This is a genomic window from Nonomuraea roseoviolacea subsp. carminata, from assembly GCF_024172185.1.
GTDB lineage: Bacteria > Actinomycetota > Actinomycetes > Streptosporangiales > Streptosporangiaceae > Nonomuraea > Nonomuraea roseoviolacea.
Genome location: NZ_JAMZEC010000001.1, coordinates 644,053 through 659,043, shown reverse-complemented (window position 1 = coordinate 659,043; position 14,991 = coordinate 644,053). Strand labels below are relative to the sequence as shown.

Sequence of the window (14,991 nt, the reverse complement as noted above, 5' to 3'; positions counted from 1 at the left end):
CGGGGTGTTCGTGATGCCGTCATCTTTTCATTTGTTTCAGATGCTCGCGTGCCGCTCGGCGAGTCCGATCAGGGTGCGGGTGATGGCGCCCGTGCCGCCCTTGGGGATGTAGCCGTACGGCTCGCCCTTGTTGAAGGCGGGGCCGGCCATGTCGATGTGCGCCCAGCGCACGCCGTCGGGCACGAACTCCTTGAGGAAGATGGCCGCGGTCAGCATGCCGCCCCAGCGCTCGGGGTGGAGGTTGGCGAGGTCGGCGATCGGCGAGTCGAGGCCCTTGCGCAGCTCCTCGGGCAGCGGCATGCCCCAGGCGCCCTCGCCGGCGGCCGTCGCGGCCTCGACGACGAGCTCCCTGACGGCGTCGTCGTTGGACATGACGCCGGCGGTGCGCCAGCCCAGGGCGACGATCTGCGCGCCGGTGAGGGTGGCCACGTCGACGATCAGGTCGGGGGAGTCCTCGGCGGCGCGGGCGATGCCGTCCATGAGCACCAGGCGGCCCTCGGCGTCGGTGTCGAGCACCTCGACGGTCTTGCCGCTGTAGCTGTGGATGACGTCGGAGGGGCGCTGCGCGGTGCCGCTCGGCAGGTTCTCGGCCAGGCAGAGGTAGCCGACGGCGTTGACCGGGACGCCGAGGCGGGCGATGCCGAGCAGCGCGCCGAAGACGGCGGCCGCGCCTCCCATGTCGGACTTCATCCAGTCCATGGACGCGGACGGCTTGAGCGACAGGCCGCCGGAGTCGAAGGTGATGCCCTTGCCGACGAAGGCCAGCGTCTTGGCGGCCTCGGGGTGGGTGTAGGACAGGCGGACGAGCCGGGGCGGGTTGGCCGAGCCCTGGCCGACGCCGATGAGGCCGCCGTAGCCGCCGTCCTTGAGCTGCTTCTCGTCGAGCACCTCGATCGACAGGCCGGTCTCGGCGGCGGCCTGCTCGGCGATCTCGGCGAACTTGGCCGGCCAGAGGTCGGAGGGCGGGGTGTTGACCAGGTCGCGCACGAGCGACACCGACTCGGCGAGCGCGGTGACCCGCTCGGTGATCCGGGCGCCCTCCTCGCCGCCGAGCGGCGAGAGCACGTCCAGCTCGGCCACGGGGTCCTTGGCGTCGCCGCCGGTGCGGTAGCGGCTGAAGCCGTACGCGCCGAGCAGGGCGCCGAGGGCGACGGCCTCGGCGTCGGCGGCGGACTCGGCGGGCAGCGCGATCGCGGCGCGGGCGGTGCCGGCGAGGGAGCGGGCGGCGGCCCCGGCCGCGCGGCGCAGCGTCTCGGCGTCGCTCTTGTCGCCCAGACCGACCGCGACCAGCAGCGGGGCGCTGATGGCGCCGAAGGTGGGCACCTTGGCGATCTCGCCCGGCTTGCCGGCGAACCCGGCTGCGGTGAGGGAGGCGGCGAGCTTGCCCCCGAAGGCGGCGTCGAGCGCCTGCGCGCCCGTGACGGGGAGGGGGGCCTCGGGGCCGGACCGGAACCCGACGATCAGCGCGTCGGTGTCGAAAGAGACTGGATCTGCTGAGTTCAGCCGCACAGTGGTCACGTAAACCGACTCTATCGAGGGTTACGAGGTACTCACAAACAGGGGTTCATCCTACCAATGGCCGGTTGATGGAATGGTGCTAGTGTTATTGGCACCATGCTGCTCACGCTCGATCTCAACGACGTCCGTCCCCTGCACGAACAGGTGGCGGCGGCCATCCGCCGGGCCATCGGCGAGGGCTCCTACGCGGCCGGCGACCGGCTGCCGCCGGCCCGCGAACTGGCCCAGGCGCTCGGCATCAACACCAACACGGTGCTGCGCGCCCTGCGCGACCTGCGCGATGAGGGGCTGCTGGAGTTCCGGCGGGGGCGGGGCGTCAGCGTCGCCGGCGTCGCCGGAGGCCGCGCCCTGCTCGTCCAGCGGGCCCGCGAGCTGCTGGAGGACGCCCAGAGGCACGGCTACCGCCGAGAGGACCTCATCACCATCCTGAAGGAGCTGCCATGAACCCCGGCACGACGACCCCGGCCCTCGCGACGCCCTCACGTCGGACCGCCGCGCTGTGGGGCCTCACGGTCTCGGCCGTCCTCGCCGCGGGACCGCTCGTCCTGCGCGACCGGCTGCCCGACCCGATCGCCGTCCACTGGGGTCTCGGCCTGGGTCCTGACCGGTCGATGCCGCTCGCGGCGTCCGCGACGACGGACGTGGCGCTCTGGGCCGCCGTCTGGGTGACGCTCCTCGTGATGGTCCCGGCCGTCTCCGGGCGACGCCGGGCCCGCGCCGGCTGGTGGGGCGCCCTGGCGGGCTCCTCCGCGCTCTTCCTCGGCATGGGCGCCACCACCCTGCTGGCGAACCTTGACGCCCCCTCCTGGACCGAGGCGCGCCTGCCCGGCTGGCAGGCGGCCGCGGTGCTCGCCACGGCCGTGGCGGCGGCGCTGCTGGCCGCCCGCCTGCGCCGCGGCGGGGCGGACGAGCCCGGCGGCGCGGCTTCCGTGCCTCCGGAGCTGCGGCTGCGGCCGGGGCAGCGCGCCGTGTGGGTCGGCCGCGCCGGCAACCGGTGGCTGTCCGCGGTGACCGCCGCGGCGGGGGCCGGGCTGGGCCTGCTCGGCCTGCTGTGGACGCTCGGGCTGGCCGGGGACGAGACCGCGGCCTCGGCGCTTCCCGGGCTGGTGATCGTGCTGGCCGCCGGCCTGTTCACCTCTTCGCTCACGGCCCGGGTCACCGAGGACGGGCTCGCGATCGGGTTCGGGCCGTTCGGCTGGCCGGTGCGCAGGATCCGCCTGGACCGCGTCGAGCGGGCGTGGACCGAGACGCGCAGCCCCGTCGAGGTCGGCGGGTGGGGCTTCCGCGGCCTGCCGGGCGACGCCACCATCATGCTGCGGGGCGGGGAGTGCCTCGTGGTCCGCTACCGATCGGGCGGGCGTCTCGCGGTGAGCGTGGACGACGCCGAGCGCGCCGCGTCCCTGATCAACGCCCTGCTCGCGGAGCGGGTGGGCGCATGAGGCCCCTGCCGGTGTTCCTGGTCGTGGCGTTCGGGCTGGCGTGGGTGGCGGCGCTGCCGGTGTGGCTGGCGGGCGGCCTCGGCTCGCCCATGACGCAGGTGTCGGGGATGCTGATGATGTTCACGCCCAGCGTGGGGGTGCTGGCGGCGTGGCTGCTGACGGGCCGCGCCGCGGGCTCCGGCACGGGCGAGGCGGTGGGGCGGCCGCCGTTCCGCCGGTTCGCCCGGGAGACCGGGCTGACGCTGGGGGAGCGGCCCGGCCGCACCGTCCTGCTGGTGCTGCTCGCCTGGTTCGGCGTGCCGCTGCTCGTCGCGGCGTCGATCGCGCTGAGCGTCGCCCTCGGGCTGGTCTCGCTGGACCTGACCCGGTTCAGCCTGTTCCAGCAGGGGCTGCGGGCGCAGGGCGCGCAGGTGCCCGGCGGGCTGTCCACGGTGGTGGTCATCCAGATCCTGATCGCCACGCTGGCCGGCCCGCTGCTCAACGCGGTGCCGTCGCTGGGCGAGGAGTGGGGCTGGCGCGGCTGGCTGGCGCCCCGGCTCGTGGCCGCGCGGGGCACGGTCGCCGGGCTGGCGCTCTCCGGCGTCGTCTGGGGCCTCTGGCACGCCCCGCTCACGCTGCTCGGCTACAACTACGCCCGCCTCGGCCCCTGGGCCGCGCTCTACTTCGTGGGGTTCTGCGTGCCGGCCGGGGTGGTGTTCGGGTGGTTGCGGCTGCGCTCGGGCAGCGTGTGGCCCGCCGTGGTGGCCCACGGCTCGGTGAACGCGGTGACGGGCGTCGTGCTGCTGCTCGGCGACGCGGCCGCGCCGCCCGACCCGGTCGTGGCCGGGCTCACGGGGCTGGCCGGGTGGGCGGTGCTGGCCGTGACGGCGGTGGTGCTGCTCCGCTTCTTCCCGGTACGGGCGCCGCGGCCCCCCTGCTTCCCCGTGCCCGAGCCGGATCCCGCCGGGGCCCCCGCCGCGGGCTGAGGTCTCAGCCGATCACGGCCCAGACCACCAGGGCGGCGGTGGTCGCCGTCTCCACCAGCGCGCCGAGCACGTCCCCGGTGACACCGCCCAGCCGCCGCCGGGCCCGGCGCAGGAGCAGCAGCGCGGCCCCCAGCCCCGCCGCCATGGCGATGGGCGCGACGACCGCGGACGCCCAGCCGGAAAGGGCGGCCGGGGTCAGGCCGAGGGGCGCGGACGTCCGGTCGGAGGGGGCGGTCGCGGGGCCCCATTCGAGCGGGGCGGTCACGGGCGGCGGATGGGAGGCGGACGTCCAGGCGGCGAGGACGACCCCGGCGAGCGCGGCGACGATCAGCGCCGCCGCGGTCACCCGCCAGGCGGTGGCCGGCCTTACCGTGCCGGCCACCGTCGCCCCGAGCCCGCCGGGCCGCGCGGCGGGCACCCCGGACCGGCAGGCCCACACGAGCGCGAGCCGCCCCGTCACGCAGGCGGTCACCAGCGCGAACGGCCCGGCCGCGGTCAGCGCGGCGATCTGGGCGAGCAACGTGATGACCAACGTCATCACGCCGAACGGCCCGATGTCCGACTTTTTCATGATGTCGAGCGCCTGATCGGCGGGCTTGCCGCTGCCCAGCCCGTCGGCCAGGTCCGCCAGCCCGTCCAGGTGCAGCCCCCGCGTCAGCACGGCCAGCGCCCCCACGGCCAGCACGGCGCCCAGCAGCGGCGGCCCCGGGAGCAGGAGCGGCAGGCACGCCACCAGCCCCAGCACCAGTCCGACCACCGGCGCGGAGCCCATGGCCGCGCCCGCGGTCCGCCGATCCACCCGCGGGACGCGTACCGGGAAGATCGTCAGCAGGCCCACGGCCAGCCGGAGCCCGTCCGTCCGGCCCGCCCCGGCCGCGGACGAGCCAGGAGATCCCCCGCGAAGCCGCATAACGGTCGATGGTACGGCCGTTAGGGTGAGCGGATGCACGTGGTTCAACTCGAAGGCGTAGCGGTCCGGGTCGTCGGCAAGACGCTGCTGAGCGGCGTCGACTGGCGGGTGGAGTACGGCGAGCACTGGGCGATCCTCGGCCCCAACGGGGCGGGGAAGACGACGCTGCTGTCGCTGGCCGCCGCCGTGCGGCATCCGACCGAGGGCGCGGTCAGCGTGCTCGGCCACCGCCTCGGCCGGGTCGACCTGCGCTCCCTGCGCCGCCACATCGGCCTGGTGGCGGCCAGCCAGCGCCTGGTCGACGAGGATCTCCTGGAGGAGGAAGGGGCGACCGCGCTCACCGTGGTACTCACCGGCCACACCGGGACGAGCGCCCCGCTGTGGGACAAGTACGGCGACGCTGAGCGCGACCGCGCGCTGCGCCTGCTGGGCGACCTCGGCTGCAAGGACCTGGCCGACCGGCCGTTCCGGGTGTGCTCCCAGGGCGAGCGGGCCCGCGTCCGGGTGGCCAGGTCGCTCATGTCCGACCCGGTGGTGCTGCTGCTGGACGAGCCGTTCGCGGGGCTCGACCTGCCCGCCCGCGAGGACCTGATCACGGCCGTCGAGGACCTGGCGGCCACGCGGCCGGTGCTCACCACGATCACGGTGACGCACCACCTGGAGGAGATCCCCGCGACCACCACGCACGCCATGCTCATGCGCGACGCCCGCGTCCTGGCGGCGGGGCCGGTCTCGGAGGTGCTCACGCCCGGCAACCTGTCCGAGTGCTTCGGCCGCGCCCTCCACGTCGACCGCCTCGACGGCCGCTGGTACGCCCGCGCCATCCGCCCCTGACCCCCATCCCCCGCACCAGGCCGCCCGCACCAGGCCGCCCACGCCAGGCCGCCCGCAGACGCCCCCGCAGGTGTCAGCCCTCGCACCGCCCTGTCAGCGGGTCCTGTCCGAGGGCCGCTGGGCCGGAGGCGGACCGAGCCAGGGGCGTCAGGGCCAGAGGGAGGTCGAGCAGCCGGCCATCGTGGGGACGGGGCGTCGGGCCCGGGGGAGACCGGGCTCTGGGACGTCAGGGCAGGGGGAGGACGCGGCCGGCCACGACGAGGGCGACGTCCTCCGACTCGGCCGCCAGCCGCTCGTTGAGCCGGCCCAAGGCGTCCCTGAACGCCCGCCCGCTGGCCGTCGCGGGCACCACGCCCATGCCCACCTCGTCCGACACCGCCACGATCCGCTGCCCCGCGCCGCGCCAGGCGGCCACGAGCTCGTCGCACCGCCGCCACACCGCCGTCCGGTCGCCCTCCCAGGCGCCGTGCTCGTCGAACACCGCCGCCAGCCACGTGCCGAGCCCGTCCACCAGCAGGGGCGTCGCGGCGTCCCGGACGACCCCCGCGAGGTCGGTCGTCTCCAGCGTCGCCCAGTGCGCGGGCCTGCGCTCCCGGTGCACCCGGATCCGGGCCGCCCACTCGGCGTCCCCCTCGCCGCCGGGACCCGTGGCGACATAGGTGACGTACGGCTCGCCGGCCAGCCGGGTCTCCGCCTCGGCCGACTTCCCCGAACGCGACCCGCCCAGCACCAGCTCCCGCCAGGGCCCGTCCCCGGCAGGCCGCTGGGGGAGGGGGAGCGCCGCGGGGGAGGCCGTGTCGAGCGTCGCGCCGTCCGGGACGGCGTGCGCACCCCACAGGCACAGCCGCCGGGCCAGTTCCTCCTCGGAGCGCGCCCGATGGTCGAGCCCGACCGCCACCACGAAGGTGTCCCGGTCGGCGACCCCGTCGCGCCGCAGCAGCCCGAGCCGCTCCGGCCGGTCGAGCAGGTCGATCAGGAGGAGGTCGCAGCGCCCCTCCACGCCCTCCGGGCAAGGGCCGGGCGGGACGTACAGGACGCGCGTGCCGTCGGGGCCCTCCAGGCCGTGGCCTCCGGCGAAGGCGCGGTAGCCGGGCGGCGGGGCGAGGAACGGCAGGCGCGCGACGCCGTCCACCACGATCTCGAACGGCCGGCGCCGGCCGGCGGGCAGACGGCGGCAGGAGGCGCACCGGCAGCCCGGCTCCGGCCAGCCCGCGGCGCCCGCCGTACCGGGGAGAAAGACCTTCACCGCGCCGAGCGTACGCGCCCGGCGCACCGGAGTCGCCCGAGCCGGGAGCACGGGGGTGTGCGGACGGTGTGTGCGGCGTGAGGCCCCATGACGGGGCTCGGGAGTAGGGTGCCAGTGCCGCCGGAGGGTGCGCCGGCGAACCCGCGGAAAAGGAGCGTATGGCATGACATGGCGGTGGCGTTACGAGAACGCGCATGGTGGTGAGGTGACAGACCGCCCGTTGCCGCGAGAGGTCTTCCCCAGCCAGGCCGACGCGGAGTCCTGGCTCGGCGAGAACTGGCGTGACCTGCTTGAATCCGGTGTCGAGCAGGTCGCCCTGCTCGACGAGGACCGTGTCGAGTACCAGGGCCTGTCCTTGCGCGCCGAGTGACGGCCGGCATCCCCATGACGAAGTGACGAAATGACGGAATGACGGACTACGGACGACCGATCAGCCCTGGGGCCTCCTGACCGACCACGGAAGCCCCGCTGACGAGAGCGAGACCCCTTGAGCCGCGATCACGGGCTCAAGGGGTCTCGTCGTGTGAGGACCGTGGGAAGCACAAGCCCGCGAGGCCCACGGGGACCACAAGCACGCGAGGACCGCGGGGCCGCGAGGGCCGCGGGCCGAGAGGATCGCGAGTACCACGAGGATCGCGAGGGCCGGGGTCCGTCACGTGCGAAAGGACCCCGGCCCTCCCGTCACGGGCGCTTGGCGGGGCTGGCGGTCTTGCCCGGGTCGCGCTCGACCACGGAGCCGAGCACGTCGTCGATCCGCTTGAGCACCTCGGCGTCGAGCTTGACGCCCGCCGCCTTGACGTTGTCGCGCACCTGCTCGGGCCGGGAGGCGCCGATGATCGCGCTGGACACGTTCGGGTTCTGCAGCACCCACGCGACGGCGAGCTGCGCCATGCTGAGCCCGAGGCCGGCCGCGATCGGCTTGAGCTCCTGGACGCGGGAGAGCACGTCGTCGTTCATGAACCGGGCGATCATGCCGCTGCCGCTCGGGTCGGTGGCGCGCGAGCCCTCCGGCGGCTGCTGTCCGGGCAGGTACTTGCCGGTGAGCACGCCCTGCGCGATCGGCGACCAGACGATCTGGCCGATGCCCTCGCGCTCGCACAGCGGCACGACCTCGGCCTCGATGACCCGCCACAGCATGGAGTACTGCGGCTGGCTGGACACGATCCGGTCGAAGCCCATCTCGTCGGCGATCTTCAGCGCCTGGGCGATCTGGTCGGCGCTCCACTCGCTGACGCCGACGTAGAGGACCTTGCCCTGCCGTACGAGGTCGTCGAACGTCTTCAGGGTCTCCTCGAGCGGCGTCTCGTAGTCAAAGCGGTGCGCCTGGTAGAGGTCGACGTAGTCGGTCTGCAGGCGGCGCAGGGACCCGTGGATCGACTCGGTGATGTGCTTGCGGGACAGTCCGCGGTCGTTCTGGCCCGGTCCGGTGGGCCAGTAGACCTTGGTGAAGATCTCCAGCGACTCGCGGCGCACGCCCTTGAGCGCCCGGCCGAGGACCTCCTCGGCCTTGGTGCCGGCGTACACGTCGGCGGTGTCGAACGTGGTGACGCCCTCGTCGAGGGCGGCCTGCACGCACTGCTTGGCGGCCTCTTCCTCGACCTGGGAGCCATGGGTGAGCCAGTTGCCGTAGCTGATCTCGCTGACCTTGAGACCGCTGCGGCCGAGGTGACGGAATTCCATGTCCACGACCCTAGGCGGTCACGTGATGTGACCTGATTCGGGATAGGGTGCGCGACGTGCTGAAGCTCGTACGGACGGCGCTGACCGCGGCGATCCTGACCGCGATCGCCGTACGGCTGCGCCGCCGGGCGCGCCAGGAACACCCTGGTCAGGCGCCTGGTCACCCCGCCTCGGGGCCGGCCGGGAGCGGGCGGTCCCGGCGTTCCGGAGGGATCACGCCGCTCCTGCTCACCGCCGGGGCGGTCGTGGCGGTCGTGCTGCTGGTGGCCGCCGCGTTTCTGACGCCCGCCGTCCCGCCGGAGCCCACGCCTTCACCGGCGGCCACGCCGTCCATGCTGGCCGCCTCGTCGCCGGCGGACAGCTCGTCGCCCGCGGAGACGCCGTCGCCGCTGGACACGCCGTCACCGGCCGGGGCGTCACCCCTGGCCACCGCCTCGCCCACGGCCCCCGTCGGCGCGTCCCCGAGCCCGGACACCGGGCTCCGCGCGCCCGCGGACCTGGTCTGCCGTCCGGCCGCGCGTCCGGCGGTGGTGCGGCCGATCGACCCGCGCGTCCGGCGGGCCGTCAACCACCAGTGGCGGCGCATCGAGCGGTGGCTGCGGCGCAACGCGCCGCGGACGTACGCGACGCTGGGCGCCCGGGGCAGGCCCCGGCACATCGCGCTCGCGGAGGCGCGCATGGGCGTGGAGTTCCCCGACGCGCTGCGCGCCTCCCTGCTGCGCCACGACGGGGCGGCGCACTTCGGGCTGGTCGGCGAGCGGCTGTTCGGCGTCCGGCAGATCCGCGCCCTCTGGCGGGAGTACTGCCGCGACGGCGGCGGGATCGTGCCGGGGGAGAACTGGGACGACCGGCTCATCCCGGTCGGCGGCCAGCTGGAGGGCGTGCTGCTCGTCTCCAGTGAGGACGCCGGGTCCGTCGTCGAGATCGGCGACGAGTACATGTCGGACCGCCCCGGTGGCCTGCGGGTCCGGTCGTACTACGGGCTGCTGCGGGCCGTGGCCGACGGCCTGGAGCGGGGCCGACTGGGAGAGTTGCGGCCCCGCGTCGTCGACGGCGCGCTCACCTGGGAGTAGGCCCTCGGCCCGGACATGCCACCCGGACGTGAGCCGCCCGCGGCGGCCTGCCTCCCGCCTGATTCCTGGGCCTTACCGGCCGGTTTCCTCGGCCTTCCGGCCTACTTCCTGGGCGCGACCGGCTTGCCGCCCGGCGCCACCGTGGGCGGCGGGAAGCGGAGCTTGCGGATCTGCAGGGCGCGCATCGCCGCGTAGAACCCGACGCCGCGCATGCTCTCGTTCGGCAGCTTCTCCGCGCCCAGCTTCTTGACCTTCCAGGCCACGTAGAGCGAGGTGGCCACGACGCCGATCATCATGATGGGCCAGCCGATCGTGATGACGTAGCCGAGGATCAGGCCCCGCACCTGGATCGGCCACGGGATCCACGTCGCCAGCAGGATCAGCAGCGAGAACGGCAGGAAGTACTGGCTCGGCAGCCGCCGCGAGTCGACCCAGTCGCGGGCGAACTTGCGGGCCGGGCCCTTGTCGCGCGCCGGGAGGTAGCGCTCGTCTCCCGCGAGCATGCCCTTGCGGGCCCGATCGCGCTCCACGGCCTGCTTGGCCCGCATCTGCCGGTAGGCCTCCTTGCGGTCCTTCGGAGCGCTGACCGGCTGGCGCCGCCTGCCTTCGGCGTCTCGGCGCTTGGGTGTGGGACGACCCTTGCCCTGAGGCTTAGGATCGTCAGCGGGGACGGGAGTGTCGTCCACGGAGGTTTGGGAACGGCGTCGCAACACGACGTCAACCCTACCTGGACTGCAACTTAGTGACGCCCTCGTGCGTTATGCGTAGGGTAATCCCAGGGCGGCTGCGCTGCACTGGGTGACCACCAGCACGACCTAAGAAGGGGACGGCCGACGCGCATGAGCGTGATGAAGAGACTTTCGATGATCTTCAAGTCCAAGGCCAACAAGGCCCTGGACAAGATGGAGGATCCGCGCGAGACCCTCGACTACTCCTACCAGCGGCAGCTTGAGCTGCTGCAGAAGGTGCGCAGGGGCGTGGCCGACGTCGCCACCTCTCGCAAGCGGGTCGAGCTGCAGATCAACGGCCTGGAGCAGCAGGCCAAGCGTTACGAGGAGCAGGGCCGCAAGGCGCTGTCCGTCGGCCGTGAGGACCTCGCCCGCACCGCGCTGGAGCGCCGGGCCGGGCTGCAGACCCAGATGGCCGATTTGAAGATCCAGCATGACAACCTGCAGGCCGAGGAGGAGAAGCTCACGCTCGCCTCCCAGCGGCTGCAGGCCAAGGTCGACTCCTTCCGCACGAAGAAGGAGACCATCAAGGCGACCTACACCGCGGCCGAGGCGCAGACGCGCATCAACGAGGCGTTCTCCGGCATCTCCGAGGAGATGGGCGACGTCGGCCTGGCGATCCAGCGCGCCGAGGACAAGACGGCGCAGATGCAGGCCCGCGCCGGCGCCATCGACGAGCTGCTGGCCAGCGGCGCGCTCGACGACTTCAGCGGCACCCGCGGCGACGACATCCAGGCCGAGCTCGACCGCATGGGCGGCGGCATGGACGTCGAGCTGGAGCTCGCCCGCATGAAGGCCGAGCTCGGCCAGGGTCCCGCGCCGCAGAGCGCGATCGAGCAGGGCCACCCGCAGCAGCAGGCGCAGCCCCAGCAGCAGGCGCAGCCGCAGCAGCACACGCAGCAGTTCCGTCAGCCGGGGGAGGGCGCATGATCGTCAGGATCATGGGCGAGGGCCAGGTCGAGATCTCGTCCGACGACATCGCCGTGCTCAACGAGCTGGACGGCGAGCTGGAGTCGGCGATCGAGACCGGCGACGAGGCCAGCTTCCGCGTCAAGCTCCACGCGCTCCTCGACAAGGTGCGCCAGGTGGGCAAGACGCTGCCCGACGACAGCCTTGAGCCGTCAGAGCTGATCCTTCCCCCCGCGGACGCCTCGATCGAGGAGGTCCGGGAGATGCTGGGCGACCAGGGCCTCATCCCGGGCTGAGCCGTGCGCACGCGGTTCGCGCCCGACCGCGGCCTGACCAATCGCATGGTCGTGACGATGTTCCTGCTCGGGCTGCTGTACGTGGTGTTCGTCGGCGCCCTCGTCGCCCTGGGGGTCCGGGCGCTGACGGTGCTGCTGATCGCCGGGGGCCTGCTGCTGGCGCAGTACTTCCTGTCCGACCGCATCGCGCTGTACGGGATGGGCGGGCGCGAGGTGTCGCCGCGGGAGGCTCCCGAACTGCACGGGCTGATCGACCGGTTGTGCGCCATGGCCGACATGCCCAAGCCACGGGTGGCGATCGCCGACTCCGACGTCCCCAACGCGTTCGCCACCGGTCGTGACCAGAAGCACGCCGTCGTCTGCGTCACGACGGGCATCCTTCGCCGCCTGGACGCGCGGGAGCTCGAGGGGGTGCTGGCCCACGAGCTCTCGCACGTCGCCCACCGCGACGTGGCCGTCATGACGATCGCCTCGTTCCTCGGCCTCGTGGCGGGTCTCATGACGCGCTTCGCCCTCTACAGCGGGCTGGGCGCGCGCCGCTCCGACGGGCAGGGCGGCCTGCCGGTCGGGCTGATCGTCATGGTGGTCTCCGTCGTGGTGTACGCGGTGAGCTTCCTGCTCACCCGGGCCCTGTCGCGCTACCGCGAGCTGTCCGCGGACCGGGCCGGCGCCCTGCTCACGCAGCGGCCGTCGGAGCTGGCCAGCGCGCTCGTCAAGATCAGCGGCGACATGGCCCGGATCCCGACCCGCGACCTGCGGGAGGCCGCGCCGTTCAACGCCTTCTACTTCGCCCCGGCCGCGGCGCCCGGCGCGACGCTGGCCAACCTGTTCTCCACGCACCCGCCCCTCGACCGCCGGCTCCGGCAGCTCTCGGAAATCTCCGCCCAGCTCGGGAGGGGGTGAGCGTGGGCTGGCTGGACGCGCTGCTCGGCCGTTCGAAGCCGGTCAGGCCGAACCTCGACGCGCTGTTCGCGCTGCCGTCCGCCCTGGTGACCCTGGAGGCGGCCACCGGGCTCAAGGCGACCGGGACGGGCTCGGTCGCCTTCCGCGCGGCGGAGGGCGGCGCCTTCGCGGCGGCCGAACGCGACGCCAAGGCGCTGCTCGGCGACCGCGTCGAGGAGTCGGACGACGGCTACGGCTACACGTGGCTGCTGGTCCGGCGCGCGCCGGAGGCGGTGGGCGACCTGGTGACGGAGCTGCACGCGGTCAACTCCACGCTGGAGGGCGCCGGGTTCGGCCCGTCGCTGCTGTGCTCGATCGTGTCGCTCGCCGGTGCGGACGGGCGGCGGCTATCGCTGGTGTACCTGTACAAGCGCGGCACGTTCTACCCGTTCGCGCCCCTGACGGGGCAGCGGCGCGACAACGCGCTCGAACTCCAGGCGCGCGGCGCGCTCGCGGACGAGCTGCCGCTGGAGCCGGACCTCAGCCGCTGGTTCCCGGTCTGGGGCGCCCCCGGCCTCTGAGCCCGGCCCGGCGCCGCCGTCCTCGACGGCCTTCACCATCCAGACGCCGAGGGACGCCCGACGTGTTGCGGCTGCTCGGTGTCCGGACGCGGACATGTGCTCGCGCCGGGGGCGGTTCGTGGCGATAGATACGCTTAGTGGTGTAATCGTCACGTGGAGCGACAATTGTCGGTGTTCGCGGCTTCCGCGTTCATCGTGGCCGCCGTACTCGCCAGCGCCTGGGTGACCGGGCAGTTCACCACTCCGGCCCTGAGCGGCGCGGGCGGCTACGTGAGCGAGCTGGCCGCCCGCGACCAGCCGTGGACGCGCCTGTTCCGGACCACCGACGCGCTCGCCGCCCTGGCCTGCCTGGCGGGCGTGGCACTGACGCCCCGTACGGCGCGGGAGGGCACCGGCTGGCTGGCGCTGGCCGTCTTCGCCGCGCTCGCGCTGCTGGGAGGCGTGTTCCCGCTGGACTGCGCGGTCCTGAGCGACCCGTCGTGCGCGCACCGGGCGCGGTCGCTAGCCCACCACGTCCACGCCGCGGCGTGGGCGCCGTCCGAGGCGTGCGGCGTGGCCGCCATGGTGCTGCTGAGCCTGCGCTGGCACACCTGGCCCGCGGCCCTCCTCGCCGGCGCCTCGCTGGGCGCCACCGCCCTCCTGGGCGCCGTCGCCACCGGCGCCACCACGCTCATGGCCGTCCTCCTCCCCGGCGGCTCGGCCCTCGTACCGCCCGCCGCGCTCACGCTGACCGCCGCCTCCGCCTCACCCCTCGCGTCGCTTTCCGGCGCTCCGGCGCTCGCTCACGCCGTCCGCGGGATCGATCCCGGGCTCCTGGCGCTCCTCGCGGGCGCGGGGGCCGTGCAGCGCCTCCAGGCCGCGCTGCTTGCCGGCTGGCTCGTGTACGCGGCGCTCCGGCTGCTCGTACGCCCCGGGCCGGCGCGCCCCGGCGCGCCGCCCCGCGTGGCCCGGCACGGGACCGGACCCGCCGTGATCCTCACCGGCGGCCTCGGAGGGGCCTGGCTGCCGTGGGACCGGCTGACGCGGACGCTGGCGCGCGGGCACCGGGTGACCCGCTTCGACCGCCCCGGCCTCGGCGCGGACGCGTGCGTGCCGGCCGCTCCCGACCGGCGGGGCTCGCGCGCTCCCGACGCGGCCCCCGCCGCGCCACCCACCCTGTACGGACCCACCCTTTACGACGTGGCCCCCGCCGTGCCACCCACTCTGTACGGACCCACCCTGTACGGCGAGGCGTCCTCCGCGCCGCCCACCCTGTACGGCGAGGCCGCCCGGCTGGCCGCGCTCGCCCCCGCGCACCCCGAACGCGTCACCGTGGTCGCCCACGGGCAGGCCGCCTGGCACGCGGAGGCGTTCGCCCGGCTGCATCCCCTGCGCGTGGCCGCGCTCGTGCTCGTGGACCCGCACCCCGGCGTGCGCGGCGCGCGCGGCACCTCGGCCGCGGGACGGGAGGCGGCCCGATGGCTGCCCGCCCTGGGCGGCACGTGGGGCGCCGCCGTCCTCGCCCGGCTGGCCGCCCCGGTCCTGGACCGGCTCCACGCCCCCGTCCCACCCGCCCCGGTCCTGGACCGGCTCCACGCCCCCGTCCAGCCCGTCCGGCCACGACCCGGCGAGCGCGGGCACGTGGCCGCCGCCGTCCTGGGGGAGTGGCTGGCGCGCCGCGACATGGCCGCCTGCCTGCGCCTCCTGAGAGCCCGCCGGCCGATGCCCGCCGTCCCGGTCACCGTGGTCAGCACGACCCGCCGGCGCGCCCCGGGCCGGCGGGTGGCGGCGGCGCTGGGAGCCGAGCTGGTCCGCGTCCGCCGCCGCGCCCTTCTCCGCGACCCCGCCGCCCTGGTGGCGGCCGTACGGGGCGCGGGGGAGGCGGGCGGGGGCCGACGGCGGGCGTGACGGCCGACACGATCGGCCCGCACAATGGGGCGGCGGAACGGCT

At 74.7% G+C, this 14,991-nt stretch carries 16 protein-coding genes; 11 read left to right on the top strand and 5 right to left on the bottom strand.

Annotated features, from left to right (window positions below; all coding sequences use genetic code 11):
* Positions 1–36: 36 nt before the first annotated feature.
* Positions 37–1,518, bottom strand: coding sequence for a leucyl aminopeptidase (locus HD595_RS02990; protein WP_253765442.1), 1,482 nt, complete (start codon positions 1,516–1,518; stop codon positions 37–39).
* A gap of 96 nt (positions 1,519–1,614) precedes the next feature.
* Between HD595_RS02990 and HD595_RS02985 the strand changes: the two genes are divergently transcribed.
* Genes HD595_RS02985 through HD595_RS02975 form a run of 3 tightly spaced genes read left to right on the top strand, consistent with a single transcriptional unit; the run spans position 1,615 to position 3,922 of the window.
* Entirely contained in the window at positions 1,615–1,962 is a 348-nt protein-coding gene (locus HD595_RS02985; RefSeq protein WP_253765441.1) for a GntR family transcriptional regulator, read from the top strand.
* Positions 1,959–2,957, top strand: coding sequence for an SdpI family protein (locus HD595_RS02980; protein ID WP_253765440.1), 999 nt, complete (start codon positions 1,959–1,961; stop codon positions 2,955–2,957). The genes HD595_RS02985 and HD595_RS02980 overlap by 4 nt, the downstream gene beginning before the upstream one ends.
* On the top strand, positions 2,954–3,922 hold the full coding sequence (locus HD595_RS02975; protein WP_253765439.1) for a CPBP family intramembrane glutamic endopeptidase: 969 nt from the start codon (positions 2,954–2,956) through the stop codon (positions 3,920–3,922). Before HD595_RS02980 ends, HD595_RS02975 begins: the two co-directional genes overlap by 4 nt.
* Positions 3,923–3,926: 4 nt before the next feature.
* Here the strand turns inward: HD595_RS02975 and HD595_RS02970 are convergent, their stop codons facing one another.
* On the bottom strand, positions 3,927–4,832 hold the full coding sequence (locus tag HD595_RS02970) for an adenosylcobinamide-GDP ribazoletransferase (RefSeq protein ID WP_253765438.1): 906 nt from the start codon (positions 4,830–4,832) through the stop codon (positions 3,927–3,929).
* A 33-nt stretch (positions 4,833–4,865) separates the two neighbouring features.
* Here HD595_RS02970 and HD595_RS02965 point away from each other — a divergent pair, with 33 nt between their 5' ends.
* Positions 4,866–5,666 carry an ABC transporter ATP-binding protein gene (locus tag HD595_RS02965; protein WP_253765437.1) on the top strand — a complete coding sequence of 267 codons (801 nt, stop codon included), beginning with the start codon at positions 4,866–4,868 and terminating at the stop codon, positions 5,664–5,666.
* A gap of 226 nt (positions 5,667–5,892) precedes the next feature.
* On the opposite strand, the gene HD595_RS02960 is transcribed toward HD595_RS02965, so the two are convergent.
* On the bottom strand, positions 5,893–6,912 hold the full coding sequence (locus tag HD595_RS02960; protein WP_253765436.1) for a bifunctional adenosylcobinamide kinase/adenosylcobinamide-phosphate guanylyltransferase: 1,020 nt from the start codon (positions 6,910–6,912) through the stop codon (positions 5,893–5,895).
* A 205-nt stretch (positions 6,913–7,117) separates the two neighbouring features.
* Between HD595_RS02960 and HD595_RS02955 the strand changes: the two genes are divergently transcribed.
* Entirely contained in the window at positions 7,118–7,282 is a 165-nt protein-coding gene (locus HD595_RS02955; protein WP_420540683.1) for a hypothetical protein, read from the top strand.
* A gap of 311 nt (positions 7,283–7,593) precedes the next feature.
* Here HD595_RS02955 and HD595_RS02950 read toward each other — a convergent pair whose 3' ends face one another.
* The gene (locus HD595_RS02950; RefSeq protein ID WP_253765435.1) at positions 7,594–8,592 is read right to left on the bottom strand and encodes an aldo/keto reductase family protein; all 999 of its coding nucleotides are present in this window, start codon (positions 8,590–8,592) and stop codon (positions 7,594–7,596) included.
* A gap of 56 nt (positions 8,593–8,648) precedes the next feature.
* Between HD595_RS02950 and HD595_RS02945 the strand changes: the two genes are divergently transcribed.
* Complete coding sequence (locus HD595_RS02945; protein WP_253765434.1) at positions 8,649–9,665, top strand: SMI1/KNR4 family protein; 1,017 nt, start codon at positions 8,649–8,651, stop codon at positions 9,663–9,665.
* 101 nt (positions 9,666–9,766) lie between these two features.
* Here HD595_RS02945 and HD595_RS02940 read toward each other — a convergent pair whose 3' ends face one another.
* Positions 9,767–10,351: a DUF3043 domain-containing protein gene (locus HD595_RS02940; protein WP_253765433.1), complete on the bottom strand. Its 585-nt coding sequence runs from the start codon at positions 10,349–10,351 to the stop codon at positions 9,767–9,769.
* 177 nt (positions 10,352–10,528) lie between these two features.
* Between HD595_RS02940 and HD595_RS02935 the strand changes: the two genes are divergently transcribed.
* From HD595_RS02935 to HD595_RS46575, 5 genes are all read left to right on the top strand, one after another.
* On the top strand, positions 10,529–11,323 hold the full coding sequence (locus HD595_RS02935) for a PspA/IM30 family protein (RefSeq protein WP_253765432.1): 795 nt from the start codon (positions 10,529–10,531) through the stop codon (positions 11,321–11,323).
* A complete protein-coding gene (gene pspAA, locus HD595_RS02930) occupies positions 11,320–11,598 on the top strand; it encodes a PspA-associated protein PspAA (protein WP_253765431.1) in 279 nt (92 codons plus the stop codon). The genes HD595_RS02935 and pspAA overlap by 4 nt, the downstream gene beginning before the upstream one ends.
* Before the next feature lie 3 nt (positions 11,599–11,601).
* Positions 11,602–12,501 carry a zinc metalloprotease HtpX gene (htpX, locus tag HD595_RS02925; protein ID WP_308211096.1) on the top strand — a complete coding sequence of 300 codons (900 nt, stop codon included), beginning with the start codon at positions 11,602–11,604 and terminating at the stop codon, positions 12,499–12,501.
* 2 nt (positions 12,502–12,503) lie between these two features.
* Entirely contained in the window at positions 12,504–13,061 is a 558-nt protein-coding gene (pspAB, locus tag HD595_RS02920; protein WP_253765430.1) for a PspA-associated protein PspAB, read from the top strand.
* 153 nt (positions 13,062–13,214) lie between these two features.
* On the top strand, positions 13,215–14,948 hold the full coding sequence (locus HD595_RS46575; protein ID WP_253765429.1) for an alpha/beta fold hydrolase: 1,734 nt from the start codon (positions 13,215–13,217) through the stop codon (positions 14,946–14,948).
* Positions 14,949–14,991: the final 43 nt, after the last annotated feature.

What these genes read in the sequence shown, in the direction of transcription:
- pspAA (WP_253765431.1), top strand. Translation starts at nt 11,320, where the DNA reads ATGATCGTCAGGATCATGGGCGAGGGCCAGGTCGAGATCTCGTCCGAC.
- HD595_RS02985 (WP_253765441.1), top strand. Translation starts at nt 1,615, where the DNA reads ATGCTGCTCACGCTCGATCTCAACGACGTCCGTCCCCTGCACGAACAG.
- HD595_RS02975 (WP_253765439.1), top strand. Translation starts at nt 2,954, where the DNA reads ATGAGGCCCCTGCCGGTGTTCCTGGTCGTGGCGTTCGGGCTGGCGTGG.
- HD595_RS02980 (WP_253765440.1), top strand. Translation starts at nt 1,959, where the DNA reads ATGAACCCCGGCACGACGACCCCGGCCCTCGCGACGCCCTCACGTCGG.
- HD595_RS02935 (WP_253765432.1), top strand. Translation starts at nt 10,529, where the DNA reads ATGATCTTCAAGTCCAAGGCCAACAAGGCCCTGGACAAGATGGAGGAT.
- HD595_RS02970 (WP_253765438.1), bottom strand. Translation starts at nt 4,832, where the DNA reads ATGCGGCTTCGCGGGGGATCTCCTGGCTCGTCCGCGGCCGGGGCGGGC.
- HD595_RS02965 (WP_253765437.1), top strand. Translation starts at nt 4,866, where the DNA reads ATGCACGTGGTTCAACTCGAAGGCGTAGCGGTCCGGGTCGTCGGCAAG.
- HD595_RS02950 (WP_253765435.1), bottom strand. Translation starts at nt 8,592, where the DNA reads ATGGAATTCCGTCACCTCGGCCGCAGCGGTCTCAAGGTCAGCGAGATC.